The organism is Nocardiopsis baichengensis YIM 90130 (assembly GCF_000341205.1).
GTDB classification, from domain to species: Bacteria; Actinomycetota; Actinomycetes; order Streptosporangiales; family Streptosporangiaceae; genus Nocardiopsis_A; species Nocardiopsis_A halophila.
On record NZ_ANAS01000014.1, the window covers coordinates 106,123 to 130,259 of the forward strand.

At 72.7% G+C, this 24,137-nt stretch carries 18 protein-coding genes; 8 read left to right on the top strand and 10 right to left on the bottom strand.

The window, feature by feature from the left end; all coding sequences use genetic code 11:
* Positions 1-108: 108 nt before the first annotated feature.
* A complete protein-coding gene (locus C892_RS0113720) occupies positions 109-2,643 on the bottom strand; it encodes an ABC transporter permease (RefSeq protein ID WP_017557684.1) in 2,535 nt (844 codons plus the stop codon).
* Entirely contained in the window at positions 2,643-3,413 is a 771-nt protein-coding gene (locus C892_RS0113725) for an ABC transporter ATP-binding protein (protein WP_017557685.1), read from the bottom strand. The genes C892_RS0113720 and C892_RS0113725 overlap by 1 nt, the downstream gene beginning before the upstream one ends.
* 425 nt (positions 3,414-3,838) lie before the next feature.
* Here C892_RS0113725 and C892_RS0113730 point away from each other — a divergent pair, with 425 nt between their 5' ends.
* Together C892_RS0113730 and C892_RS0113735 are read left to right on the top strand one after the other, a co-directional pair.
* Positions 3,839-5,104 carry a sensor histidine kinase gene (locus C892_RS0113730; RefSeq protein ID WP_017557686.1) on the top strand — a complete coding sequence of 422 codons (1,266 nt, stop codon included), beginning with the start codon at positions 3,839-3,841 and terminating at the stop codon, positions 5,102-5,104.
* A 101-nt stretch (positions 5,105-5,205) separates the two neighbouring features.
* Positions 5,206-5,853, top strand: a complete 648-nt coding sequence (locus tag C892_RS0113735) for a response regulator (protein ID WP_017557687.1) — start codon at positions 5,206-5,208, stop codon at positions 5,851-5,853.
* 30 nt (positions 5,854-5,883) lie between these two features.
* On the opposite strand, the gene C892_RS28940 is transcribed toward C892_RS0113735, so the two are convergent.
* The 5 genes from C892_RS28940 to C892_RS0113760 all read right to left on the bottom strand — a co-directional run bounded on the left by C892_RS28940 (position 5,884) and on the right by C892_RS0113760 (position 13,052).
* On the bottom strand, positions 5,884-7,182 hold the full coding sequence (locus C892_RS28940) for a heparan-alpha-glucosaminide N-acetyltransferase domain-containing protein (RefSeq protein ID WP_017557688.1): 1,299 nt from the start codon (positions 7,180-7,182) through the stop codon (positions 5,884-5,886).
* A 181-nt stretch (positions 7,183-7,363) separates the two neighbouring features.
* Positions 7,364-8,248, bottom strand: a complete 885-nt coding sequence (locus tag C892_RS0113745; RefSeq protein WP_017557689.1) for a hypothetical protein — start codon at positions 8,246-8,248, stop codon at positions 7,364-7,366.
* 1,360 nt (positions 8,249-9,608) lie between these two features.
* Positions 9,609-10,283 carry a DUF4190 domain-containing protein gene (locus tag C892_RS0113750; protein WP_083934372.1) on the bottom strand — a complete coding sequence of 225 codons (675 nt, stop codon included), beginning with the start codon at positions 10,281-10,283 and terminating at the stop codon, positions 9,609-9,611.
* A 248-nt stretch (positions 10,284-10,531) separates the two neighbouring features.
* Positions 10,532-11,227: a TetR/AcrR family transcriptional regulator gene (locus C892_RS0113755; protein ID WP_017541902.1), complete on the bottom strand. Its 696-nt coding sequence runs from the start codon at positions 11,225-11,227 to the stop codon at positions 10,532-10,534.
* A gap of 181 nt (positions 11,228-11,408) precedes the next feature.
* On the bottom strand, positions 11,409-13,052 hold the full coding sequence (locus C892_RS0113760) for a glycoside hydrolase family 10-like protein (protein WP_017557690.1): 1,644 nt from the start codon (positions 13,050-13,052) through the stop codon (positions 11,409-11,411).
* Between the two features lie 284 nt (positions 13,053-13,336).
* Between C892_RS0113760 and C892_RS0113765 the strand changes: the two genes are divergently transcribed.
* A complete protein-coding gene (locus C892_RS0113765; protein ID WP_017557691.1) occupies positions 13,337-14,374 on the top strand; it encodes a phosphotransferase family protein in 1,038 nt (345 codons plus the stop codon).
* Here the strand turns inward: C892_RS0113765 and C892_RS0113770 are convergent.
* The gene (locus tag C892_RS0113770; protein ID WP_017557692.1) at positions 14,352-15,386 is read right to left on the bottom strand and encodes a glutathione S-transferase family protein; all 1,035 of its coding nucleotides are present in this window, start codon (positions 15,384-15,386) and stop codon (positions 14,352-14,354) included. The two genes, C892_RS0113765 and C892_RS0113770, sit on opposite strands and share 23 nt — an antisense overlap.
* Positions 15,387-15,617: 231 nt before the next feature.
* On the opposite strand from C892_RS0113770, the gene fabG reads away from it, so the two are divergent.
* From fabG to C892_RS0113785, 3 genes are all read left to right on the top strand, one after another.
* The gene (gene fabG / locus C892_RS0113775; RefSeq protein ID WP_017541907.1) at positions 15,618-16,322 is read left to right on the top strand and encodes a 3-oxoacyl-[acyl-carrier-protein] reductase; all 705 of its coding nucleotides are present in this window, start codon (positions 15,618-15,620) and stop codon (positions 16,320-16,322) included.
* 55 nt (positions 16,323-16,377) lie between these two features.
* Entirely contained in the window at positions 16,378-17,142 is a 765-nt protein-coding gene (fabI, locus tag C892_RS0113780) for an enoyl-ACP reductase FabI (protein WP_017557693.1), read from the top strand.
* Between the two features lie 94 nt (positions 17,143-17,236).
* Complete coding sequence (locus C892_RS0113785) at positions 17,237-17,989, top strand: SDR family NAD(P)-dependent oxidoreductase (protein ID WP_017557694.1); 753 nt, start codon at positions 17,237-17,239, stop codon at positions 17,987-17,989.
* A gap of 58 nt (positions 17,990-18,047) precedes the next feature.
* Here the strand turns inward: C892_RS0113785 and C892_RS0113790 are convergent, their stop codons facing one another.
* A complete protein-coding gene (locus C892_RS0113790) occupies positions 18,048-19,667 on the bottom strand; it encodes an AMP-binding protein (protein ID WP_017557695.1) in 1,620 nt (539 codons plus the stop codon).
* Positions 19,668-19,839: 172 nt separating this feature from the next.
* Between C892_RS0113790 and C892_RS0113795 the strand changes: the two genes are divergently transcribed.
* The gene (locus C892_RS0113795; RefSeq protein WP_017557696.1) at positions 19,840-20,697 is read left to right on the top strand and encodes a helix-turn-helix domain-containing protein; all 858 of its coding nucleotides are present in this window, start codon (positions 19,840-19,842) and stop codon (positions 20,695-20,697) included.
* 114 nt (positions 20,698-20,811) lie between these two features.
* On the top strand, positions 20,812-22,176 hold the full coding sequence (locus C892_RS0113800) for a flavin monoamine oxidase family protein (RefSeq protein ID WP_239647391.1): 1,365 nt from the start codon (positions 20,812-20,814) through the stop codon (positions 22,174-22,176).
* 41 nt (positions 22,177-22,217) lie between these two features.
* Here C892_RS0113800 and C892_RS0113805 read toward each other — a convergent pair whose 3' ends face one another.
* Positions 22,218-23,576, bottom strand: coding sequence for an HNH endonuclease signature motif containing protein (locus tag C892_RS0113805; RefSeq protein WP_026124346.1), 1,359 nt, complete (start codon positions 23,574-23,576; stop codon positions 22,218-22,220).
* Positions 23,577-24,137 lie beyond the last annotated feature (561 nt).

Consider the following 24,137-nt stretch of genomic DNA (forward strand, 5'->3'; position numbering starts at 1 on the left):
GCGCCACATTACGCCTGAGACCCCTGCCCGATGCGCGCACCGCGCCGGGGGCGGGGCGGGTCCGAAAGGGACCCGCACCGCCCCCGGCGGTTCAGGGCTCGGTGCCCGTCACTCGCTGGCGAGGGCCCCGGTGATCGAGGCGCCCGCCGCCTTGCGGCCCGGCAGCACCGACGCCAGCAGGCCGGCGGCCACCGCGACGGCGATGAACACCGCGATCTGCGCGACCGGCAGGGTGAACACCATGCTCGACATGGCCGTGGTCCCGGCCGCCCAGCCGAACACGATGCCCAGCAGGATGCCCACGCCCGCGCCGATCAGGCACAGCACCACGGCCTCGATGCTCAGCATCCGCCGCAGCTGCCCCCGGGCGAGCCCGAGCGCCCGCAGCATCGCCGACTCGCGGGTGCGCTCCAGTACCGACAGCGCCATCGTGTTCGCGATGCCGAACACCGCGATGATGATCGCCAGCCCCAGCATGGCGGCGATGGCCAGGAACGCGATGTTGAGCATGTCGTCGAACTGCGCCTTCACCTCGGCCATCGAGCTGACGCCCACCATGGGGGCGTCGGCGACCGCGTCGTACACCGCGTCGCGCAACTGCTGCGCCGAGGCGCCGTCGGCCCCTTTCACCAGGAGCTCGGAGGAGCCCTCGATGCTCGGGAACGCCTTCTCGAAGTCCTGGGGGACCAGGTTCGCGCCCCACAGCGTCCCGCCGTCCTCCAGGACCGCGGCGATCTCGTACTCCTTCTCGCCGTTCTCGGTGGCCACGGGGAGCGTGTCCCCGACCTCACGGTCGCCCGCGTACCCCTCCGACACGGCCACCTTGCCGGGGCCCATGTCGGCCAGGGATCCGGAGACGGCGTCGTTCTTGAGGTCCTCGCCGAGCGTGCCGCCGACGTAGGTGGTGACGGGCAGGTCGCCCGTGGCCTCGTCGCTGCCGGTGTAGGCCTGCCGCTGCTCGATGACGGTGCCGGTCGCGTCGGACCCCTTCAGGGCGTCCACCGCCGACTGCGGCACGACCGCCTCCGGCTCGTCCATGGGCGCGCTGACCAGGTAGTCGGCCGGGAACTGCTCGGCCAGCATCTCGTCCATCGTGGTCTTGAGCGAGGCGTTGACCACCGCGTAGCCGGTGATCAGCGTCGCCCCCACGGTCAGGGCGATCATCGCCGTCGCGGCCCGCTTGGGGCTGCGCCGCGAGTTGTCGGCGGCCAGCATGCTCGCCACCCCGATGCGTCGCATGAGAGGCGAGACGGCCGCCACGACCGCGCGTACCAGCAGCGGCGACAGGACCACCACCCCGACGAAGCAGACCAGTCCCGCCACCGTCGTCAGGACCATGCCGGTCGCGCCCACACCGACGTTGGTGGCGACGAACACGATGCCGCCCGAGATGAGGAACAGCACGGCGCCGATCGTGATGCGCACCCAGCCGATGCCCTTGTCCAGGCCCTGCGCGGTGGCGCTGGTGCGCAGCGCCGCCAGCGGCGGTACACGGGTGGCGCGCCAGGCCGGAAGCAGCGCCGCGCCGAGCGCCATCACGGTGCCCACGGCCATCCCGACGACGACCGGTAGGACGCCGACGACCAGCGGCTGGGAGGTGTCGGCGCCCAGCGCCTCGCCCCCGAAGGCGAACCCGGCCCAGCCGGCCGCCACGCCCGCAACGACGCCCAGGGCGGAGGCGACCAGCCCGACCACCAGCGCCTCGGTGAGCACGCTGCGGAACACCTGCCCGCGCGCGGAGCCCACGCACCGCAGCAGCGCCATCTCCCGCTGGCGCTGGGCCACCAGGATCGCGAAGGTGTTGTAGATGACGATCGCGGCGACGAAGACCGAGATCAGCGCGAACAGCATCAGTCCGACGGTGAGCACCTGCACGTCGGCGCCCGAGCTCTCGGCGAGCCGGGCACCGTGGTCCGCGCCGGTCTCCACGTCGGCGCCCGGCCCGACCGCGTCCTCCACGGCGCCGACCACCTCGGCGTCGGTGACGCCTTCGGCCGCGGTCGCATCGATCTCCGAGTACCCCTCGGCACCGGTCATCTCCCGGGCGGTGTCCTCGTCGAAGGCGACGACCCCCCGGTAGGAGAAGGCGCGGTCGACGCCGAAGTCGACCAGGCCGCTGACGGTGAACTCGTGCCGGTCGCCTTCGGAGTCGAGCACGGTGACGGTGTCACCGAGCCCGTACCCGGTCGCGTCGGCGCTGGTGGTGGCCAGGGCCACCTCGCCGGAACCCTCGGGCAGGTCCCCCTCCGCGGGCTGGAAGCGGGTGCCGTCCCCCAGCCCCATGCCGATCGTGGGCAGGCTCCCCACGGACCGCCCGTCCTTGTCGAGCAGCGGGGCGTCCCCGAGGGTCATGCCGTCGGCCGCGTCCACCTCGGGCAGGTCGCGGACCTTCTCCAGCGCGTCGGCGGGCAGCGACGGCGCGGGTTCCTCCGGGCCGGCGGGGGCGTCCTCGTCGGCCGCCGGAACGGCGACGGCGGCGAAGTCGTCGGCCGACCCCATCACCTTGGTGCTGAAGCCCTCCTCCAGGGTGTCGCCGAACACCAGCGTGCCCGAGACGAACATGACGCCCAGGGCGATCGCCAGAGCGGTGGTGACCAGCCGCGCCTTGTGCAGGCGCAGCCCGGCCAGGGTCGTGCGCAGCATCAGGACTCCAGCTTCAGCAGTCGGTCCGAGACGGTCTCGGCGGTGGGCGCGTGCACCTCGTCGACCAGCCGCCCGTCGCGCAGGAAGATCACCCGGTCGGCGTAGGAGGCCGCGACCGGGTCGTGGGTGACCATCACGATGGTCTGGCCCATGTCGCGGGCCGAGTCGCGCAGGAAGGACAGCACCCCGGCGCCCGAGCGGGAGTCGAGGTTGCCGGTGGGCTCGTCGGCGTAGACGACCTCGGGGGCCCCGAGCAGGGCCCGGGCGACCGCCACGCGCTGCTGCTGGCCGCCGGAGAGCTTGGAGGGCAGGTGGTCCAGCCGGTCCCGCAGGCCGACCACGTCGATCAGCCGCTCGAAGCGCTCCCGGTCCACCTTGCGCTTGGCGATCTGCGCCGGCAGCAGGATGTTCTGCTCGGCGGTGAGCATCGGCAGCAGGTTGAAGGACTGGAAGATGAAGCCGATGCGGTCCCGGCGCAGCTGGGTCAGCTGCCGGTCGTTGAGCCGCGTGATGTCGGTGCGGCCCAGGTGCACGGTGCCGGAGCTGGCGGTGTCCAGCCCGGCCAGGCAGTGCATCAAGGTGGACTTGCCCGACCCCGAGGGGCCCATGATGGCGGTGTAGTGGCCTCGGGAGAACTCGACGCTGACCCCGTCGAGCGCCCGCACGGCCGAGTCGTCGGCCCCGTACACCTTGGAGAGGCTCCGTGCGATCACCACGGGGGGCGCCTGTGTGCTGTCGTCGGGTGCGGCCACCGCTGCGGTCTGGCTCACGTCTGGTTGCTCCTGCTGTCGTGGGTCTCGTGGTCCGTGCCGTCCGCGTTCCGGCGCGCCTGGGCGTGCTCTGGCCCGGCTCGGCTCCGGGGGCGGACGGTGCTTCGGCGCCCGGCGGGTTCGCGGCCTGGGCACCGACCCTGACCACGCTAGGGGCGCGGGAGGGCCTCCGGCCTCGGCCGTGGAGCCGATTTCGGTGATGGCCGAAAGGAGGGGGCGCGGCGCGATCCGGAGCCTTGGGCGGGGTCCGGGCACCGACTTTCGTCGGTACCGCCCGACGGCGCGGGGTCGCGCGGAGGTCGGCGGCCGCCCATGAGGGGGCCTGTTCGCTGGGGCGATGCGCGGCACCGACCTTCGTCGCCCCCCGGGGAAACGCGCCCCACCAGGGCGAACGCGACCCGTACGGGCACCTTAGACTCCGGGGTGTGTTCTACGGGGAGGGCGAGGAGCGGCGCCTGCGCGCCGCGTTCGGAGACGGACCGGTCCGGCTGTGGAAGTGGTGGTGGGAGCGCCGCCACCGGCTCGCCGACTGGTTCCTGGCCGTGTGCGCCTTCCCCTGGAACGCGCTGTTCACCCTGGCACCCGGCTGGGGCCTGCTCAGCCCCGTGGCCACGTCCGTGCTCGTGCAGGACATGCCCGCCCCGCTCGAAGTCGCGGTCCTGGGCGCCCTGGCCCTGGCTCTGCCCGCCGCGGTCTCGCTCACCCTGCTGGTGCGCCGGTCCCGCCCGAACTGGCTGATGGGCCTGGCCCTGGTGCTCCTGGCGCTCTTCGGCAACCCCGTGCCCGGCATGCTCGGCCTGTACACCTACGCCTCCTGGTTCACCGACCGGCGGCGGCTCGCCCTGTGGAGCGCGCTGATGGTGGCGGCCGGCGCGGGCGCCTCCCTGGTGTCGCAGAACCGCATCGCGATGACGTTCTTCTTCCTCGTCATGGGCGTCGCCCTGCCGCTCACCCTGGGCCTGTGGGTGGGCACCCGCCGCCAGCTCATCGGCAACCTGCGCGAGCGCGCCGAGCGGCTGGAGCGCGAGCAGTACCTGATGGCCGACCGGGCCATCAACGCCGAGCGCACCCGGATCGCCCGCGAGATGCACGACGTGGTGGCGCACCGGGTCAGCATGATGGTGCTGCAGGCCGGCGGACTGGAGGTGAACGCCCCCGACGAGCGCACCGCCGAGGTGGCCGGGCTCATCCGGACCACCGGGCGCGAGGCGCTGGGGGAGCTGCGGGAGATCCTGGGCGTGCTGCGCGAGTCCACCGACGGGCCGGGGGAGGCGCCCACCGCCCCTCAGCCGGTCCTGTCCGACCTGGCCCGGCTGGTGGGGGAGTGGCGCTCGGCCGGCATGGGCGTGGAGCTGGTCACGGGGGGCCGTCCCCGGCCGCTGCCCGCCCAGGCCGAGCGGACCGCCTTCCGGGTCGTGCAGGAGGCCCTGACCAACGCCGGCCGGCACGCGCCCGGGGCCGGGGTGCAGGTCAGGGTCGACTACGGGGAGCGCGACCTGGAGGTGGCGGTGTCCAACGAACCGCCGCCGACGCGCGCGCCGGGCGCGCCCGAGCCGCCGATGGGCGGGGGGTACGGCCTGGCGGGGCTGCGCGAGCGGATCGTGCTGGCCGAGGGGACGCTGACCGCTGGGCCCTTCCCGGACGGGGGCTGGCAGGTGCGGGCGGTGCTGCCGCTGACCGGGGGCGGCTGAGGCCGCCGCGGCCCCGGCCATGCGCTAGCGTCGCGCGTGGCAGGGGGAGCGCGCCGGGGCGCGGTGCCCGGGGGTGCAGGCAGTGACGGGGAAGGCGGCCGATGATCCGCACGGTGCTGGTCGACGACGAGCAGCTGGTCCGCTCGGGGCTGAAGATGATCCTGGAGGCGGCCGACGACATCGAGGTGGTCGGCGAGGCCTCGGACGGCGCCGAGGCGGTGCGCGTCGCCCGCGAGAGCGGGCCCGACGTCATGCTGCTGGACATCCGCATGCCCGGGGTGGACGGCCTGAGCGCGGCGGCCGAGCTGGCCCGGCTGCCCGTCCCGCCCCGCGTGGTGCTGCTGACCACCTTCGACCTGGACGAGTACGTGCACCAGGCGCTGCGCGCGGGGGCCGTGGGCTTCCTGCTCAAGGACACCCCGCCCCGCGACCTGATCGGGGCGGTGCGCACGGTGTACGAGGGCAACGCGATGCTGGCGCCGAGCGTGACCAAGCGGATGCTGGAGCGCTTCTCCGCCCCCGCCGCGCCGGCCGCCAACGAGGCCGAGAAGCGCCTGTCGGTGCTGAGCGAGCGCGAGCGCCACGTGCTGGTGGCCATCGCCCGGGGGATGTCCAACGCCGAGGCCGGCAAGGAGCTGGGCATGCGCGAGGCGACGGTCAAGGCGCACGTCAGCCGGATCCTGTCCAAGCTGGAGATGACCAACCGGGTCCAGGCGGCGATCCTGGCCCACGACGCCGGCTGGGCTTGAGCGGAGCACGCCGGGGCCCGCTCCTCGGGGTCAGTTCGGGGAGCGGGCGAGCGCCTTGCCCAGGTCGGACACCCCGGCCTCCAGCGGTCCCCGCCCCACCAGGCGGCGCCACAGGAACGCGCCGATGATCGAACCGATGGAGAAGAGCTCGGTCATGTTGTCGTCGGTCCAGCCGGCCAGCCCCACGTAGTCGTCGGGGATCCAGGCCTGCCAGGACATCGCCAGGGCGTGCAGCGCGTACACGGTCAGCGCCATCGCGCCCGTGGCGGTGAGGGGCTCCAGCAGCCGGGGCAGGCGCTCGGCGATGTGGAGGCACCCGGCCAGCACGCCCATGGCCACGCCCACGCCCCCGGCCACCTCGATGGTGGTGGAGGTGTGCGGCATGCTCGTCAGCAGCCACCGGGCGTCGTCGGTGGGGATGGAGCCGATGACCTCCTCGCGCGGGCCGAGGGCGCTGAGGAGCCCGTAGTTGTACCAGGCGTGCCAGGACACCCGGTAGGCGACGGCGGCCAGCAGCACCCCGCCCAGGGCGATGCGCAGCCGCACCACCGGTGAGCGCAGGTCCAGGCGGCCCACCGCGAGCCCGGCCAGCACCGCGCCCATGCAGGCGAGCGCGGGGTAGTAGCCGTAGACGCCCAGTTCCAGCATCCCCTGGCCGGCCAGCAGGTGGGCGGGGTCCCAGGCGTTCCAGGCGTCGGTGAAGGAGGCCATGGCGCCGCCGGTGTCGCGGGAGCGGCGGAGCAGGAAGAGCAGCTGCGGACCGGCGGCCAGGGTGAGGACGGCGGCGGTGGCGGCCCAGCGGGCGCCCATCCGCAGGAAGGGGACGGCCAGCAGGAAGTACAGGCCGTAGAAGGTGATGATCACCGTCAGGTTGGACCCGGCGGCGGTGACCACCAGGTGCAGGCACCAGCCGATGGCCATCAGGGCCAGGCCGCGCACCGCCACGCGGCCGGCGGTCGTGCGGGCGGGGCGGCCCCGGTGGGGGCGGGCACCGCCGGAGACCAGGGCGAGGGAGACCCCGGCCAGGAACGCGAACAGGATCGTGGAGCGGCCCCAGGCGTAGTTGAAGATGATGCTGGAGGCGGGCGAGTCGAACTCCAGGAACGGTGCGCCGAAGTGGATGACGAGCATGCCCGCGATGGCGATCCAGCGGGCGAGGTCGACCCCGGCCAGCCGCCCGGAGGACGCCCGGCGCACAGGTGGCGGCGGCTCCTCGTCGGGGGCGGCCGGCTCGGGGGCCTCGGCCACGCGCGGCACAGGCGCCCCGTCCGCCAGCGGCGGCCGGGTGAGCAGACCGTTCGTGGGGTGAGCGGGGTGGGACTGCGACATGATCCTCAGAGGAAGCGGGACGAGCGGTGCGAGAGCGGGGGTCTCGCGCTGAGCACCCAGTACTAGCACCGCACATCCGGTGGGCGCCAAGCGTGCTGAGCACAGGGGAGCACGCTCCGCCCTGACGCTGCCGCCGGGATCAGGAGGGGTCCTCTGCCCGTCGGCCTCTTCTCAGAGGCCTCTAGCGATCCATCGGGGCGAAATCGTCCACCCAGGCGTCGTCGTCCGGCGCCCAGTCGTAGCGGACCCCTCCGTACTCGTTCTGGGCGATGGAGTCGAGGCCTCCTCCGACCCAGCGGAGCGGCTGCGCCTCACTTCCGTGCTGGAATGTATGGTCCTCGCCGTTGACCACGGCTTCGATGGTGATCATCCCCTCGTACAGGTACCCGTTCGTCGAGTCGATCGCGACCAAGGCGGACTCGTAGTCCATTCCACTCAACGAAAGCGAGGCCGGCGGCATGGGGGAGACATCTCCGGAGTCGAGCATCTCCAATGTGGTGTCGCCCGTGGAAAGATCCACCGATATTATGTTGCCGTGGTCCCCGCCTGCGCCGTAAGCGCACTGGATGACGGTGCTCTCGTCGGGGCGCTCCGTTCGTGAGAACACCTCCACGTGCACATCCCTGATCGCAACGACGTCCGGCTGGCCTGAAATGACGGACACCAGTGTGTCGGAATTGAAGCGGTAGATCTCCGGGAGCTCTCCGAACCACTCTTCCCACTCGTCGCAGTGGTTCCACGGGTTCTCGTAGCTCGGGGGGTCCGGCAGCTCTTCGGGGGGTCCGGCGAAAAGGACGGTCGCGCTTCCGCCGTCCCCCATCCAGTCGAGGCTGATTCCGGCGAGGGACTCGAACTCGGTCGGCAGCTGCGTGATGCAGTGGACGTTGTTGTTGCTCCCCTGAGCGTTGCAGTCCCCGGTGACGGAGGCCGATGCAGGCGGGGACGGCGGGGAGGGCCGGGGAGGTGTTCCAGCCGTCGAAGGGGAGGCGCTTCCCTCCGCCGCCTCCCCTTCGGTCGTCTCGATGCCGGAACAGGAGGTGAGGGCGGACGCTGCGATGATCGCCACTGCTGCACCGTGTATTTTGTCCATGATCTGCCGATCTAGCCGGAGCAGTCTACTGGGGAGCGGGATTCTGTGGAGTCCCACAGGAGACTGAGTTGCCGGACCCGCCCTGCGCGTTGCAGTTTCCGTTCTGAATCCGGAGCGTGTTCGGGTCGTTCGGCGGTCTCGTGCAGGCGTAGAGGGTGGCTATGAGGGTGAGAACCGTTCCCATGGCGCCGATGGCGGTCCACCACTTGTGCTCCATGAGAAAAGAGACCAGCCCTCCACGAGGGCGGGCGTCCCGAGAGTCAATGCCCTGCTTGTCTTCCTCGGAGGTCACACGCTCCCCTGTCTGGCGCTGTCGGTCAGGGTTATAGGTAAAGCCGGGAGCGGGGTTCCATGTAAGCACACACGTGTCCGTGATGTCAGGAGTTCACGGAAACCTGCGGTGCCGAGGGTGCCCCTGAGTGAAATGAGGGGGATGGTCAGAGGGGCCGCCCTGTGAGTACCGGCTGTCTGAGAAGGGGGAAGAGGCGTCCACTCTGGCAGTCTTCTTCTTCGCCTTCTCGTGTGGTTCCACCCGGGTGTGCGGAGCGGCCGTCCCGGCGTTCGCTCAGGTCACGGTCGGGTCGCGAAGAGGGGAGGGGGCGTTGACGTACCGGCTGGTCGGTTCCATCGTCGGTCCAGGTGCCGGGACGGCCCGCACCGTCCCGGTGCCGTTGGATCCCCCAGCCGAGGAGGACCGGTATGGCCACCGACGACCCCCCCCGACGGGGCCTCGCTCGGCTACCTGATCGCCCTCGGGCTGATCGCCTTGGTCTCGGTCGCCTTCCTGGTCCGAGGCCGCCGAGCAAGAGAGGAGGCAGGAGCGGCCGGATAGCCGGGCCGACTCCTCCACACAGCCGATGTCTCGGACACGATCGCGCCCCGCCCCCCGCGTACAGACGGAAGGCGGGGCGCTTTCGTGTCATCCGGCGTGGAAGTCGTTGGTCGCTCAGTCGTCCCCACCGGTGATGTGGGAGTGATCGGCGTGGGCAGGCGCACCCAACACGATGGCGGTGAAGGCCGCGGCGAGAAGTCGACGAAGCATGTCGTCCCCCGATATCTAGGGTGTGGGCCCTGTGGGCCCGTCGCCACCGTACGGCCTACTCAGGGCGTCCCCGCTGTTCTGAGGTGCCCGCTTCTGGCTCGGCCAAATGCGGTCGAGCGGGAATGCGCAATGAGATGTCCGTCCCTGTCGTGAACCTTCAGGAACAGGACGAAGGCGCCGTCCCAATGGTGTCGGCGTCGGCGGGCAGCGTGGCCTGGCCCTCTGAACGCGTGGGATCGCACCTGATGTGGGTCGGGCCCTATTTTTTGATTCTTAGGACGGAATGGTATGGGCTCACGCCGAACGCCAGCGGAAGCGGTCATCGGTGGCGGTGGTGGTGCACTGCATCAGTGTGCCGTCCTCGGTGTAGCCGTACTGCCAGTGCTCGTCGCAGTACGCCCCCGGGTGGACGCCCTGGACGCGGTCCTGGTCGGAGCCCCCGCCAGTGCCAGGCTGGTCGTCCTCGGTCTCGGGTACAGGCTCCGGCTCCGGTGGAGTCTCCTCTTCCTGCCTCTCTTCGTCCTCATCGTCAGCGGTGTCGCTCGGCGAGGGGGACGGAGAGGGGGACGGAGAGGCCGAAGCTGAAGGAGACGGCGACGGAGAGGACGTCGCCTCGACCTCGGTGGGCTCTTCGCCGAAGATCACGTCGAGCATCATGAGCCCGACCAGTGCGATCGCGATGCCATTGGTCACGAGGCCCGCGATCGCGAGGCCTGGGCCCTGTCGTTCGCGGCGCTGGGTCTGCTGGAGACCGATCGTCCCGAGGACGAGGCCGATGAACGGCGTTACTAGGAGCATGAAGCAGCCGGCCAGGCTGACGCAGCCGAGGACCAGGCTTGCGATCGCGGGCCCGCTCTTCGGTGCCGGGCCCCGGGGAAGGTGTGGTGGATATGGGGGTGGTGGGGGATAGGGAGGATGTGCCATGTCGACTCCGAGGCGTTTGTGTGCTTCGAAGCCGAATCTACTCATTGACGCGGGAGGGGCGGACCATGCCGGTCGCCCTCGTCCGGGGTGAACACGAGGAAAGGACGCAGTCCATTTCCTAAAACGGGAGCCCAGGCTGCGCCCTGTCGACACCAGCACTCGGTCGGCGCCCCCGTGGAGCCTCGCCCAGAGCGCGGAGGAACGGTCCCGGCGGCGCGGCGCCGACGGGGGCTCCGACCGCCCATGAGCGGATGGTCGTACAGGGGCGGGCCGGTTCGCCCGCCCCCCTTCGGTCACGGGCGGGGGAGGCCGTTCTGGACCGCCGCCGGTCCGGGGCCGTCCGGGCGCAGGGCGCTCAGCAGGAGGTCGGCGTAGTGCTCGCCGATCTCTGTCGGGGCGAGTTCGCCTTCAGGGTGGTACCAGGTGCTCAGGTGGTGCACCGAGCCGAAGTAGAAGTCGACCACGATGTCGGCGGGCACCCGGTCGGTGAACACCCCCTCGCGCTGGCCCTCGGTGAGCAGCGAGCGGAACAGCTCGTGGTAGGTGCGGCGCTGGGCCCGCACCTCGCGCTGCTTGCCCTCGCTGAGCTGGTGCAGGGACCGGAAGAAGATGGTCGCGTCGTCCAGGTTGGCGATGGTGGTCACCACGACGTCCGCCGCCGCCCGGCGCACGCGCTCGGTCACGGGCCCGCCCTCGGCGGCGATCGCCTCCAGGCGCTCCATCTGCATCCGCAGCACCCGGGCGTAGACCTCCGCCAGAAGGTCGTCCTTGGAATCGAAGTAGTGGTACATGGCGCCCTTGGTGACCCGGGCGGTCTCCACGATCTCCTGCACCGAGGTGCGGTCGAACCCCTTGTCGGCGAAGAGGCGGGTGGCCACCGCGAGGAGGCGCTGCGGGACCGGGTTGTCGGGGGAGGCGGCGGCGATCAGCGCTGTGTCGGGCGTGGTCGCGGTCGGCTTGGCCCGACCGCCGCGGGTACGCACGGCCACGGCTCGGCCTTTCTGTCGGGGCTGCACGGACGGCAGGTCCGTCGGGCTGGTGGGCCTGGGAAGGCTTGTGCACACAATAGACCGGTTGGACTGTTACCGGTCGGTCTCTTTCGTGGGATGCCTCACTGCGGCCCCTCGCGCCCGGGCCTGAACCCGGGCCCGAGGGAGATGCGTCACCCGCTCAGGGCACGTAGCGCATGGCCGCGCGGCTCTCGTGGTGCAGGCGGTCCAGCGCCGTCACGTAGTAGGTCCGGCCGCCGTCGTCGTCCGGGGCGGTGAACACCGTCTCTCCCTCGTCCGACGCCCGCACGGTGCCGATCATGTTCCTCGGGTCCTTAAGGCCGCACCACCGGTCGTGCGGGTTCGGCTTCCCGTCGAACCCGTACACGGCGTAGTAGGTCGGCGAGGAGTGCCAGTGCGGTCGGATCGTCAGCTCGGTGCCGTCCTCGCCGGGCTCCGCGTCCACCACGCGCGGCCGCCATGGCGCGCGTCCGCCCAGGTCCTCCTTGACGGGCACCAGCGCCGGGCTCCCGTAGTGGTCCTCGACCACCCGGTCCATCGCCGCGCGCGCGTTGGTCTGCAACGACGTCGCGCTGAAGTACACGTCGCCCAGCACCTCGGGGTGCTCCCGGTTGAGGTCCAGGTGCCGCGAGAGCTCCTGCGGGTCGGACCACGCGCCGTCGTTGCCCGCCTTGTAGGCGGCCTGCCCGATGTACAGGTGCACGCCGGTGCCCTCGACCGTCTCGGCCCACCACGGCACCAGCACCGCGTAGTCGGCCACCGACAGCCCGATCTCCCAGTACACCTGCGGGTTGATATAGTCCACCCACCCTTCGCGCACCCACCGCCGGCTGTCGGCGTAGATGCCGCTGTAGGACTCGAACCCGGAGGTGTCCGAGCCCTCGGGGTCGCTGGAGGCGTTCCGCCAGATCCCGAACGGGCTGATGCCGAACTTCACGTGCGGCTTGGCCGCGTGCACGGCCTGGTCCATCTCCTTGACCAGCAGGTCGACGTTGTCCCGCCGCCAGTCCTCGATGTCGTCGAAGCCGCGCCCGTGCTCGGCGAAGGTGTCGGTGTCGGGGAGCTCCTGCCCGCCGGAGGGGTAGGGGTAGAAGTAGTCGTCGAAGTGCACGCCGTCCAGGTCGTAGTTCTCGACGGCGTCCATCATCGCCTCGACCACGAACTCGCGGACCTCGGGCACGCCCGGGTCGTAGTAGAGCCGTCCGCCGTAGGAGAAGACCCAGTCGGGGTTCTCCCGCGCCGGGTGGTCCCCGGTCAGCCGCCCGGGGTCGTCGTGCATGGCCACCCGGTAGGGGTTGAACCAGCCGTGGAACTCCAGGTTGCGCTCGTGCGCCTCCTCGACGGCGTAGGCCAGCGGGTCGTATCCGGGGTCGCGGCCCTGCTCCCCGGTGAGCCATTCGGACCACGGCTCGTGCGGGGAGGGCCAGAAGGCGTCGGCGGTGGGCCGGATCTGCACGAACACCGCGTTGAGGCCGTCGGCCTGCGCCTGGTCGTAGAGCGCGTCCAGCTCCCGGCGCTGCTCGTCCGGGCTGAGCCCGGGCTCGCTGGGCCAGTCGATGTTGACCACGCTGGCGATCCATTCGGCGCGCATCTGGCGCTTGGGCGGTGCGTCGGCCGCCGTCGGGCACCCGCCCTCGGGCGGGCCGGGGGAGGCCGACGCCGACGCCGACGGCGCGGCCAGGAGCGGGGCGGCCAGGAGGGCGGCGAGGGTGCCGCACAGGGCGGCGGTTCGGGGGATTCGGGGGAGGGGGACCGCGGCCGTGTCGCGGGGCGACGGGCGCTCGGTCCGGTCGGGGCGGGCCAAGGGGGCTCCTTCCGCTCAACGTTATGTGCAGAGTGTAGTCAATTGACCACACGCCGCGTGTGACGCCGTGCGCCGCGCCCGCGCTCCCGGCGCCCGCCGGGCGGCGGGGCGCGCCCTCGGGTCTCCCCGTGCAAGGGGGATAGAAGGAAACCTTCACGATCCGAGCCCCGAACGCAATCCTCCTTCCGGCGGGTCGGGGCGCACGGGGCGGAGGGGGCGGCGGCGATCACAGACCAAGTGGTATGTTGGTTCGCCGACCGCCCACCCCCGAGCGAGGAGCACGCGTGGACGACCGCGGCACGCCCCCACCAGGACTCGACCCCGAACGCCTCCGCGCCCACCTGGACGCCGAGCGCCCGGGACTGGCCGCCGGGCCGCTGACCGCCCGGCTCATCGCCGGGGGCCGCTCCAACCTCACCTACGAGGTGACCGACGGCGCCCGCCGCTTCGTGGTGCGCCGCCCCCCGCTGGGCCACGTCCTGCCCACCGCCCACGACATGGCGCGCGAGCACCGCGTGGTCAGCGCCCTGGCCCCCACCCCCGTGCCGGTCCCGCGCACCGAGCTGCTGTGCACCGACACCGACGTCCTCGGCGCGCCGTTCTACGTCATGGAGTACGTCGAGGGCACCCCCTACCGCACCGCCGAGCAGCTGTCCGCCCTCGGACCCGACCGCACCCGGGCGGTCGTGCTGCAGCTGGTCGACACCCTGGTGGACCTGCACGCGGTGGACCCGGAAGCGGTGGGCCTGGCGGACTTCGGCCGCCCGGAGGGCTTCCTGGAGCGCCAGGTGCGCCGCTGGGGCAAGCAGCTGGACGCCTCCCGCAGCCGCGACCTGCCCGGCGTCGACGAGCTGCGCCAGGGCCTGGCCGGGCGCATCCCCGCCTCGCCCGCCCCCACCGTGGTGCACGGCGACTACCGGCTGGACAACGTCCTGGTCGCCCCCGAGGGCGGCGCCGACCGGATCACCGCCGTGCTCGACTGGGAGATGTCCACCCTCGGCGACCCGCTGACCGACCTGGCCCTGATCGCCGTCTACAGCGGGGCCGAGCTGGCCGAGATCCCCGGTGTGGCCGACGCCGCCGGCGCCGAGGGCTTCCCCGGCGTCGAGGAGCTGGTGGCCCGCTACGCCGACCGCTCCGGGCGCGACCTGTCGGACTTCGACTGGTACGTCTCCTTCGCCTACTTCAAGCTGGCGGTGATCCTGGAGGGCATCCACTACCGCTACACCCAGGGCAAGACCGTCGGAGGGGACTTCGCCACCATCGGCGAGGCCGTCCCCGGCCTGGTCGGCGCCGGGCTCAAGCGCCTGGCCGCGGACTGACCACCCGCACCCCGCCCGCGCCGGCCCCCGCGTCCGCGCCGCCCAGGCGGTCGCGGCCGTGCGGGGCGGCGAAGTCGGGCCGCGGCCCGGCCGGCACGATCCGCTTCGGGTTCAGCGCCCCATGGGTGATGTAGTAGTGCCGCCGGATGTGGTCGAAATCGGTGGTGGAGGCGAACGCCGGCACCGCGTACAGGTCGCGGGCATAGGCCCACAGGTTCGGGTGGTCCTGCAGCCGCCGCAGGTTGCACTTGAAATGGGTGCCGTAGACGGTGTCGAAGCGGGCCAGGGTGGGCCACAGCCGCACATCGGCGATGGTGATCCGGTCGCCGGCCAGGTAGCGGCGGTGCGCCAGCCGCTCCTCCAGGCCGTCGAGCGCCTCGAACAGGTCGGCCGCCGCCTCGTCGTAGGCCTTCTGGGAGGGCGCGAAGCCGCACCGGTACACCCCGTTGTTCACCGCGGTGTACAGGTGGCGGTTGAGCGCGTCGATCTCCTCGCGCAGGTGCGCCGGGTACAGCTCGACACGGTCGCGCGCCCAGGCGTTGAAGCACGCGTTCAGGTCCAGGGGGATGTCCTCGAACCGGTTGGAGACGATGCGCCGGGTGTCGGTGTCCCACAGCACCGGCACCGACACGTGGCCCTCGTACCCCGGCTCGGTCCACTCGTACAGCTCGCGCAGCAGGGCGATGTGGCCCACCTCGTCGGGGCCGTGCCCCGGCCCCTCGCGGAACGCCCACCCGCGGCCGTCCCGGATCGGGTCGACGACCGCGACCGAAACCGCCTCCTCCAGCCCCTTGAGCGCCCGCACGATGAGCGCGCGGTGCGCCCAGGGGCAGGCGTAGGAGACGTACAGCCGGTAGCGCCCGGCCTCGGCGGGGAAGCGCTCGGAGCCGATTCGGCCCCCGAAGCGGTAGGCAGGGCGCTCGAAGGCCGCGCCCTTGGGCCTGGTCATGGAGGTTCCGTAGTCGCCGTAGCGGTCGAAGTCGACGGGGGTGGCGGTGGTGACGGTCGTCATGGTGGTCCTCCCCGGGGAGCTCCCTGCGCCGCCCGGTGGCCGGCACCGGTGCGCGCGCCAGTCCCTCCATACCCGCCCTCCGCTGCGGTGACGCGACCGGGCGGCCAGGTCCCGGCCCGCGTCGGGCCCCGACCGGGCCGCGGTTCATATACCGGTCGGTAGCTCGATACGCTGCTGTCCGTTCTGACATGGTCTTACCGCGCTCATCAGCGCGTACGGAGGTGCCCATTCATGTCCCGCTCGGCACTGGTCACCGGCGGCAGCCGGGGGATCGGCCTGGCCATCGCCCGTGAGCTCGCCGCCGCCGGGGACGACGTCGCCGTGACCTACCGGTCCGGCGAGCCGCCGGAAGGGCTGCTCGGCGTCCCCTGCGACATCACCGACACCGCCCGGGTCGACGCGGCGTTCAAGCGCGTCGAAGAGGAGCAGGGACCGGTCGAGGTGCTGGTGGCCAACGCCGGCATCACCAAGGACCAGCTGCTCGCCCTGATGAGCGAGGACGACTTCTCCTCGGTCCTGGAGACCAACCTGACCGGCACCTTCCGGGTCGCCAAGCGCGCCGTGCGCGGCATGATGCGCAAGCGCACCGGCCGGATCGTCCTCATCTCCTCGGTCGTGGGCATGCTCGGCTCGGGCGGGCAGGCCAACTACGCCGCCTCCAAGGCCGGGCTCATCGGCTTCGGCCGGTCGCTGGCCCGCGAGCTCGGCTCGCGCAACATCACGGTCAACGTGGTCGCCCCCGGCTTCATCGAGACCGACATGACGGCCGCCCTGCCCGAGGACCGCCAGGCCGAGATCAAGAAGAACGTCCCGCTGGGCCGCTACGGCACCACCGAGGAGATCGCCAAGACGGTCCGCTTCCTGGCCTCCGAGGACGCCGCCTACATCACCGGCGCGGTCGTCCCGGTCGACGGCGGACTGGGCATGGGCCACTGACACGGGCCCACCGGGCGCCCCCGGCCCCACGCACGAACAGCTGACAAGGACACTCATGGGAATTCTCGAAGGCAAGCGCATCCTGGTCACCGGGGTGATCACCGACTCCTCGATCGCCTACCACGTCGCCCGCCTGTGCCAGGAGCAGGGTGCCACCGTCGTGCTCACCGGCTACGGCCGGCTGAGCCTGGTCGAGCGCATCGCCCAGCGCCTGCCCGACGCGCCGCCGGTGCTGGAGCTCGACGTCACCGACGAGGACCACCTGGCCAGCCTCGCCGACCGGGTGCGCGAGCACGTGGACGGCATCGACGGCGTCGTGCACGCCATCGGCTTCACCCCCCAGGGCGGGCTGGGCGGCAACTTCCTCAACACCGCCTGGGAGGACGTGGCCGCCGCCATGCACACCTCCGCCTTCTCCCTCAAGGCGCTCACCACCGCGGTGCTGCCGCTGATGAAGGACGGCGGCTCCGTGGTCGCCATGGACTTCGACAACAGCGTGTCCTACCCCATCTACGACTGGATGGGCGTGGCCAAGTCGGCGCTCACCTCCACCGCCCGCTACCTGGCCCGCTACCTGGGCGAGCACAGGGTGCGGGTGAACCTGGTCTCGGCCGGTCCGCTGCGCACCATGGCCGCGCGCAGCATCCCCGGCTTCGACGAGCTCGCCTCGCACTGGCCCGAGCGCGCCCCGCTGGGCTGGGACACCTCCGACCCCGAGCCGGCCGCCCGCGCCGTGGTGGGCCTGCTCTCGGACTGGTTCCCCGCCACCACCGGCGAGATCGTGCACGTCGACGGCGGGTTCCACTCCACCGGCGCCTGACGGCCCGCACTAGCCTGGAGACGATGACGATGTGCGCGCGGTGGGCGCCCCTCGCCCGAGGGGCGCCCACCGCGCGTTCGAGGGAGGGGGACAGATGGATCTGGGACTCAAGGGCGCCCGTGCCGTGGTGACCGGCGCCAGCCGGGGCATCGGCCGCGCCATCGCCGACGTCCTCGCCGGGGAGGGCGCCGACCTGGCGGTGTGCGCGCGCTCGGCCGGGCCCCTGGCCGAGGCGGCCGACGAGCTGCGCGCCACCGGCGCCACCGTGGTCGACCAGGCCCTGGACGTGACCGACGCCGACGCCCTGCGCGCCTTCCTGGACCGGGCGGCCGCCGAGCTCGGCGGGATCGACGTGCTGGTGTCCAACGTGTCGGCGGGCGGGTCGGCCGACTGGCAGGCCGGCTTCGCCACCGACGTCATGCCGTTCGTGACCATGGCCGAGCACGCCCGGCCCCACCTGGCCGCCTCCGAGCGCGGCGGGTCGATCGTGCTGGTCTCCACCACCTCGGCCCTGCACGCCGGTCCGCCCTCGGGGCCCAACGCCTACGGCGCCCTCAAGGCGGCGCTCAACCACCACGCGGCCGCGCTCGCGCGCACGCTGCCCGCCGAGGGCATCCGGGTCAACACGGTCTCCCCGGGGCCCGTCGAGTTCCCGGGCGGCAGCTGGGACCGGCGCAAGGAGCGCACCCCCGACTTCTACGAGTCGATCCGCTCCTCCATCCCCGCCGGGCGCCTGGGGCGGCCCGAGGAGGTGGCGCGCGCGGTGGCCTTCCTGGCCGCTCCGGCGTCCTCCTTCACCACCGGCGCCAACCTGGTGGTCGACGGCGGGTTCGTGGACCGGGTGTGAGCCCGGGCGCGGCCGCCCCGCCCCCGTGCGGAACCGGGGGCGGCCGCGCCCCGGCCGGTCAGGCGAGCCCCAGCTCCCGGGCCGCCCACGCGCGGAGCTCGACCTTGCGGACTTTGCCGCTGACGGTCATGGGGAAGGACTCCACGGCCCGCACATGGCGCGGGATCTTGTAGTGGGCCAGCCGCCCCTCGCAGAAGGCGGCGAGCTCTTCGCGCGAGGGCGGGTCGGCGGGGTCGGCCGGCAGCACGCACGCCAGCAGCTCCTCGCCGTACGTGGCGTCGGGCACGCCCACCACCTGCACATCGGCCACCTTGGGGTGGGTGTGCAGGAACTCCTCGACCTCCCGCGGGTAGACGTTCTCCCCGCCGCGGATCACCATGTCCTTGATCCGCCCGACGATGGAGACGTAGCCGTCCTCGCGCATCACCGCCAGGTCGCCGGTGTGCATCCAGCGGGCCGCGTCGATCACCTCGGCGGTGCGCTCGGGCTCGTCCCAGTAGCCCAGCATCACCGAGTAGCCGCGGGTGCACAGCTCCCCGGCCTCGCCGCGCGGCACCACGGTCCCGGTGGCCGGGTCCACCACCTTGACCTCCACGTGCGGCATCACCCGGCCCACGGTGGCGGTGCGCCGCTCCAGGTCGTCGTCGACCCGCGTCTGGGTGGACACCGGCGAGGTCTCGGTCATCCCGTAGCAGATCGCCACCTGGGACATGTGCATCTCCGCGACCACCCGCTTCATGATCTCCACCGGGCACGGCGAGCCGGCCATGATGCCGGTGCGCAGGCTCGACAGGTCGTAGGAGGCGAAGTCGGCCAGCCCCAGCTCGGCGACGAACATGGTCGGCACCCCGTAGAGCGAGGTGGCGCGCTCGGCCGCGACCGCGGCCAGGGCCGCGGCCGGGTCGAAGGCCGGGGACGGGATGACGGTGCAGGCCCCGTGGGTGGTCGCCGCCAGGTTGCCCATCACCATGCCGAAGCAGTGGTAGAAGGGCACCGGCAGGCAGATCCGGTCCTGCTCGGTGTAGCCGAGCAGCTCGCCGACGAAGAAGCCGTTGTTGACGATGTTGTGGTGGGACAGCGTCGCGCCCTTGGGGAAGCCCGTCGTCCCGGAGGTGTACTGGATGTTGATCGGGTCGTCGGCCGACAGCAGCGCGGACCGCTCGGCCAGCTCGGCGCCGCTCACCCGCTCGGCCCCGGCGAGCAGCCGGTCCCAGGAGGCGTCGTCGAAGAAGACCGTCTCGCGCAGCGCCGGCGCCGCGGCCCGCGCCTGCTCGGCCATCCGCCGGTAGTCGCTGCCCTTGTGCTCCTGGGCGGCGATGAGCATCCGGATCCCGGCCTGCCCGAGCACGTACTCCAGCTCCGAGGCGCGGTAGGCGGGGTTGATGTTGACCAGCACGGCGCCGATCCGGGCCGTGGCGTACTGCACCAGCGTCCACTCGGCCCGGTTGGGCGACCAGATGCCCACCCGCTCGCCCTTGGCGACCCCGGCGGCCATCAGGGCGCGCGCCGCCCGGTCGACCTCGGCGCCGAACTCGGCGTAGGTCCACCGCAGCCCGGCGGCGACGTCCACCACCGCCTCCCGGTCCGGGTGGGCGGCCACGGCGCGGTCGAGGCTCTCCCCGACGGTGTCGCCCAGCAGGGGGGTCTGCGAGGGACCGCAGGCGTAGGACTTCGACATGGGGCCTCCTTGGACACGTTCGCCGCACCACGATCGTGCGCCATGTGAGGCGGGTCTCAGTACCCCCGAACGGGGGTAGGCCCGGGGCCCTTTGCGCACCGGCGGGCGATCGTGTTGCATGTGACCCGCCTCTCGACCATCCCCGGGGCGGGGAGACCCCTTGGAGCGCGCCATGAGGTCCCACACCGACCGCGACGCCACCACCGAGATCGGCTCCGCCCTGCCCGGCCTGCGCCGGGCCAGCGGGCTGCCGGTGGTCTTCGGCGGCGCGGTGCGCGCCACCGGCCGGGTGCACTACACCGAGCTCTTCGGGGTGGGCACCGAGGCCATCCGCGGCCTGGTCGTGCTCCAGGGGCGCGGCCTGGGCGGCAAGGCGGTGTCGATGCGGCGGCCGCTGTGGGTGCCCGACTACCTGGAGGCCGAGCAGATCAGCCACGAGTACGACGAGGCCGTGCGGGCCGAGGGGCTCAAGGCGCTGGTGGCGACCCCCATCGTGGTGGGCGGGCGCGAACGCGGGGTGCTTCTCGGCGGGCTGCGCCGGTCGCTGACCCTGGGGGACCGGACGGTGGCCGCCTTCGAGGCGGCCGCGCGGGAGGCGGGCCAGCGCATCGCCGTGCGGGACGAGGCGCGCCGCCGCGAGGCCGAGGCCCGGCGCGCGCAGGCCGCCGCAGAGGAGCCCGGCCCGGCCTCGCCGCGCTGGTCCGAGGTGCGGGCGCTCAACGCCGAACTGCGGTCGCTGGCGGCCGACGTGGAGGACGGGGCGCTGCGCGGACGGCTGCTGGAGGTGTGCGCCCGCATGGACGCCGCGGCCCGGGCCCGCACCCGCCCGGACGCCCCACGCCTGGCCCCCAGGGAGGTCGAGGTCCTGGGGTGCGTGGCCGAGGGCGGCACCAATGCCGACACCGCCGCCCGCCTGGGCCTGCGGCCGGAGACGGTCAAGGCCTACCTCCGCTCGGCCATGCGCCGCCTGGGAGCGCACACCCGCCTGGAGGCCGTGAGCACGGCCCGGAGGTACGGCCTCCTCCCGTAAGGGTGCCACCTGCGGCCGCGGTCCCGCCCATAGAGTGGCGGCACGGTCGACCGACGCCGGGGCCGGATGGCCTTCCGGCGTGCGGTCCGGGGGCTGGGAAAGGTGGGACAGGCGGTGGCCGGAGGGCAGGCGGCGATGGAGCAGGCCGACGTCGTGATCGTGGGGGCGGGGCTGTCGGGGATGGCCGCCGCGCGGCGGCTGGAGGAGGCCGGGGTCGAATCGGTCGTCCTGCTCGACGGGCGGGACGCCCCGGGAGGGCGGGCGCTGCTGCCCGACCCCGGGGTGGACGCGGTCTCGCCCGGATCCTTCTTCACGAGCACCCATGACGCCGCGCTGACGGGGCTCGCCGGGGATCTGGGGGTCGAACTCGGCGAGGTGGAGTGCGACACCGCCCTGGACGACCTGCGGATGGACGAGGACGGCGAGATCTGGGCGAGCGAGGAGAACGTCCCGCGCGCCGCCTCCTGGTGGACCCGCGTGCGCGACGAGTGGATCCTGTCCCGGCTGTCCCGGCTGGCCAAGGGGATCGATTTCGCCGAGCCGTGGCGGTCGGAGCAGGCCGAGGAGCTGGACGCGCAGTCGGTGCGCGGGTGGCTGGGCTCCCACACCTTCGACCCCGAGTCGCTCACCTTCATCGAGGAGCAGCTGATCGCCGAGGCGGGGCTGCCCGCCGACCGGATCAGCCTGCTGTGGCTGCTGGCGCACATCGGCCCCTGGCCGATCGACGACGCGGCCGTCCGCCGGCTGGACGCCCAGGCCCTGGTCGACGCCCTGACCGACCGCTGCTCAGGGCGCATCCGGACCGGCCGCCACGTGGAACGGATCGAGCACGGCGCGGACGGTGCCCGGGTGCACGGCTCCTGGGGCGCGATCGGCGCGCGCCGGGTGGTCCTGGCGCTGTGCCCGACCGATGCCGGGCGGATCGGGATCGACCCGCTGCCGCCGAGCCGGCGCCGCCTGCAGCGGCAGTGGCCGCAGGCCGACGTCATCCGCACCGAGCTCGTCTACCAGCGGCCGTTCTGGAGGAACGTGGGGCTCTCCGGGCAGGTGCACTTCGAGTCCGGGATCCCCGCCTTCGTCTTCGACGACAGCCCGGACGACTCCGACCGCGGGCGGCTGATCGCGCACACCTACACCTTCGGCGAGGGCGACCCGCTCGGCGCGGACCTGGCGGTCACCGACTCCCCGGCCCGGCACCGCGCGATGCTCCTGGACAACCTGGGGCGGGCGCTGGGGCCGCTGGCCGCCGAGCCGCTGGCCGTGGTCCAGGCCGGAGCCCAGGCCGACCCCTACAGCCGGGCGTACCAGTCGCCGGCCTTCCCCGGCCTGCTCACCGAGTTCGGACCGCAGCTGCGCACGCCGGTCGGCCCGCTCCACTGGGCGGGCACCGAGACGGCGGAGTTCCCTTTCAGCGGCACCCTGAACGGCGCCCTGACCAGCGGCCGCCGCGCCGCCGAAGAGGTCCTGCGGGAACTGTGAGCCCTGGCGCGGTCCGGTCGGCGGTGGCCGCCTTCGGTGACTCAGGACGCCTTGGGGAGGGAACCGTCCTCGTCGTCCCCGCCCGACTCCCGCTTGCCGGTGCGGGTCTGGTGGCGGCGGGCCCGGTAGTGGGCCTGGAGGCGGCGCATGTGCTTCTCGCGGTTGTGCCGCCCGCAGAGGAGCTGTGCGTTGCCCAGGGCGGTGGTGCCGCCCTCCCACCACTCGGTGCGGTGGTCGCCCTGGCACCATCGGGCCGGAACCGAGCACCCCTCCTCCCACTGGCAGGTGGGGGCGGTGGCCACCAGGGCCTGGCGGATGCGGGTGGGGAAGGTGCGTCGGGCCCGGCCGATGTCGACCACGCCCTCGACGGGGTCGGTGACCAGCCGCCGCACGATGGAGTCCGAAGCCAGGGCCCGAACCGCCGAGGGCGGCAGCAGGCGCCCCCGGTCCGTGGTCGCCGGGGCCGCCCCCTCCGCGCCGAGGAGGGCCTCCAGCGGCACCACCACGCTCACCTGCGGCCGCAAGACCCCCCGCCGCCGGGTGCCCTGCTCTACGCGGGGCGCGGCCAGGGCCGCCGCGGCGTCCGAGCCCTCCTGCGGCACCGGCACCTCAAGGCCCTCGGCCGCCAGCCGGTTCTCGCACAGCTGCACCAGCGCATCGAAGCGCCGCTGGCCAGGAGTGCGCTCATCCGGCGGGGCGGTGTGGGCCTCGACGGCGGTGCGGATGATCTCGGCAGAGGCCGCATCGCCCTGGACGTGCAGGGCGAACCCGAAGGCGTTTTCGCTGAAGCGCGCCTCCCGCGCCCCGTAGGCGCGGCGGTTGTGCTCCTCGTGCTCTTGGGGGCTGATGCGCTGGGGCAGCTCCCTGCCGATGCGCCGCAGCATGCGGTCGCCGGCCCCGCCGGCGGCGGCCTGGACCATGATGTCCTCGGCCCTGGTCCGGTAGTCGGCAGGGTCGGGGTGGCGGCGGGTGCAGCGCCCGGCCACCGCCCTCTCCGACAGCTCCACCACCAGAGCGAGCTGGCCGAAGGACACCCGCCCCGCCTCGGCGGCCTTCACGGCCCCGGGGTAGTGGTCCATGTGGTCGGCCACGGTGGCGACGGCGTTGGCCTGGGAGGTGGAGCGGCCGTGCCCACGGAGGAGCCCGGCGACCGTGGAGCGGCCCGAGCCCGCAAGGGCCCCGGTCTCACCGATGCGGGCGGCCAGCCGCGCCAGGGCCAGGTCCAAAGCCTGCTGCCCGGCGGCCAGCACCCCGGCCAGCTCGCACAGCACCCGCCCCGCACCCGGGGCCGGGTCCTCCGAAACGGCTCCGTCGGCCTCGGCGAGCACACCGCCGATCCCGGCCCGGATCCGCGCCGCGCGCGAACCCGCCGGGATACCGGGGTGCCGCTGATCTGCCATACACCCATTATGAACCACCCGCCACCATTTTTGGGGCCTCGGCAGAAGATTCCCCGAAGAAATTCACGGAAGCACGGTTCTCCCAGGTCGAGATACATGTTGATCATGAACGGAGGGTGTTGAACTATTGCCCGGCAAAGGCGCTCTGGAAGGCTGATCGCTTTCAGTGGAAAGGCGCCTTTGAGGCAAGACCCCCCTTCTTTTTTCAGGGGTACTGGAGTCGGGGAGGGGTGCCCGTTCCAGGGTGTTCTGGAACAGCGGAGGGGTGCCTGTTCCAGGGCGGGGCGCAGATAAGGACCGATGCGTTCCCAAGCCATCCGGACGCCCCGGGCACCTGCCGCCCGGCCATCGCCGTCGCCGCCGCCTCCGCTCGAGCGGCGAAAACCCGGCAGTCGGGAAGCAGCAGTAAGCGGGGCGCCGGTCGTGTGCGCTGGAGTGGTGGAGCTTTCGGCCGCGTCCTTGTGAGCGGCGCGACCGCTGCAGCCTGATCGGCGGCCCCGCCCCCTCCTTCTTGCCCGTTGACGCTTCTATGTCAAGCGGCCAGCGAGAGGGATTGTTGCT

Coding starts and splice junctions, on each gene's coding strand:
- C892_RS0113720 (WP_017557684.1), bottom strand. CDS start 2,643: ATGCTGCGCACGACCCTGGCCGGGCTGCGCCTGCACAAGGCGCGGCTG.
- C892_RS0113735 (WP_017557687.1), top strand. CDS start 5,206: ATGATCCGCACGGTGCTGGTCGACGACGAGCAGCTGGTCCGCTCGGGG.
- C892_RS28940 (WP_017557688.1), bottom strand. CDS start 7,182: ATGTCGCAGTCCCACCCCGCTCACCCCACGAACGGTCTGCTCACCCGG.
- C892_RS0113750 (WP_083934372.1), bottom strand. CDS start 10,283: ATGAGTAGATTCGGCTTCGAAGCACACAAACGCCTCGGAGTCGACATG.
- C892_RS0113770 (WP_017557692.1), bottom strand. CDS start 15,386: ATGACGACCGTCACCACCGCCACCCCCGTCGACTTCGACCGCTACGGC.
- fabG (WP_017541907.1), top strand. CDS start 15,618: ATGTCCCGCTCGGCACTGGTCACCGGCGGCAGCCGGGGGATCGGCCTG.
- fabI (WP_017557693.1), top strand. CDS start 16,378: ATGGGAATTCTCGAAGGCAAGCGCATCCTGGTCACCGGGGTGATCACC.
- C892_RS0113785 (WP_017557694.1), top strand. CDS start 17,237: ATGGATCTGGGACTCAAGGGCGCCCGTGCCGTGGTGACCGGCGCCAGC.
- C892_RS0113790 (WP_017557695.1), bottom strand. CDS start 19,667: ATGTCGAAGTCCTACGCCTGCGGTCCCTCGCAGACCCCCCTGCTGGGC.
- C892_RS0113795 (WP_017557696.1), top strand. CDS start 19,840: ATGAGGTCCCACACCGACCGCGACGCCACCACCGAGATCGGCTCCGCC.
- C892_RS0113805 (WP_026124346.1), bottom strand. CDS start 23,576: ATGGCAGATCAGCGGCACCCCGGTATCCCGGCGGGTTCGCGCGCGGCG.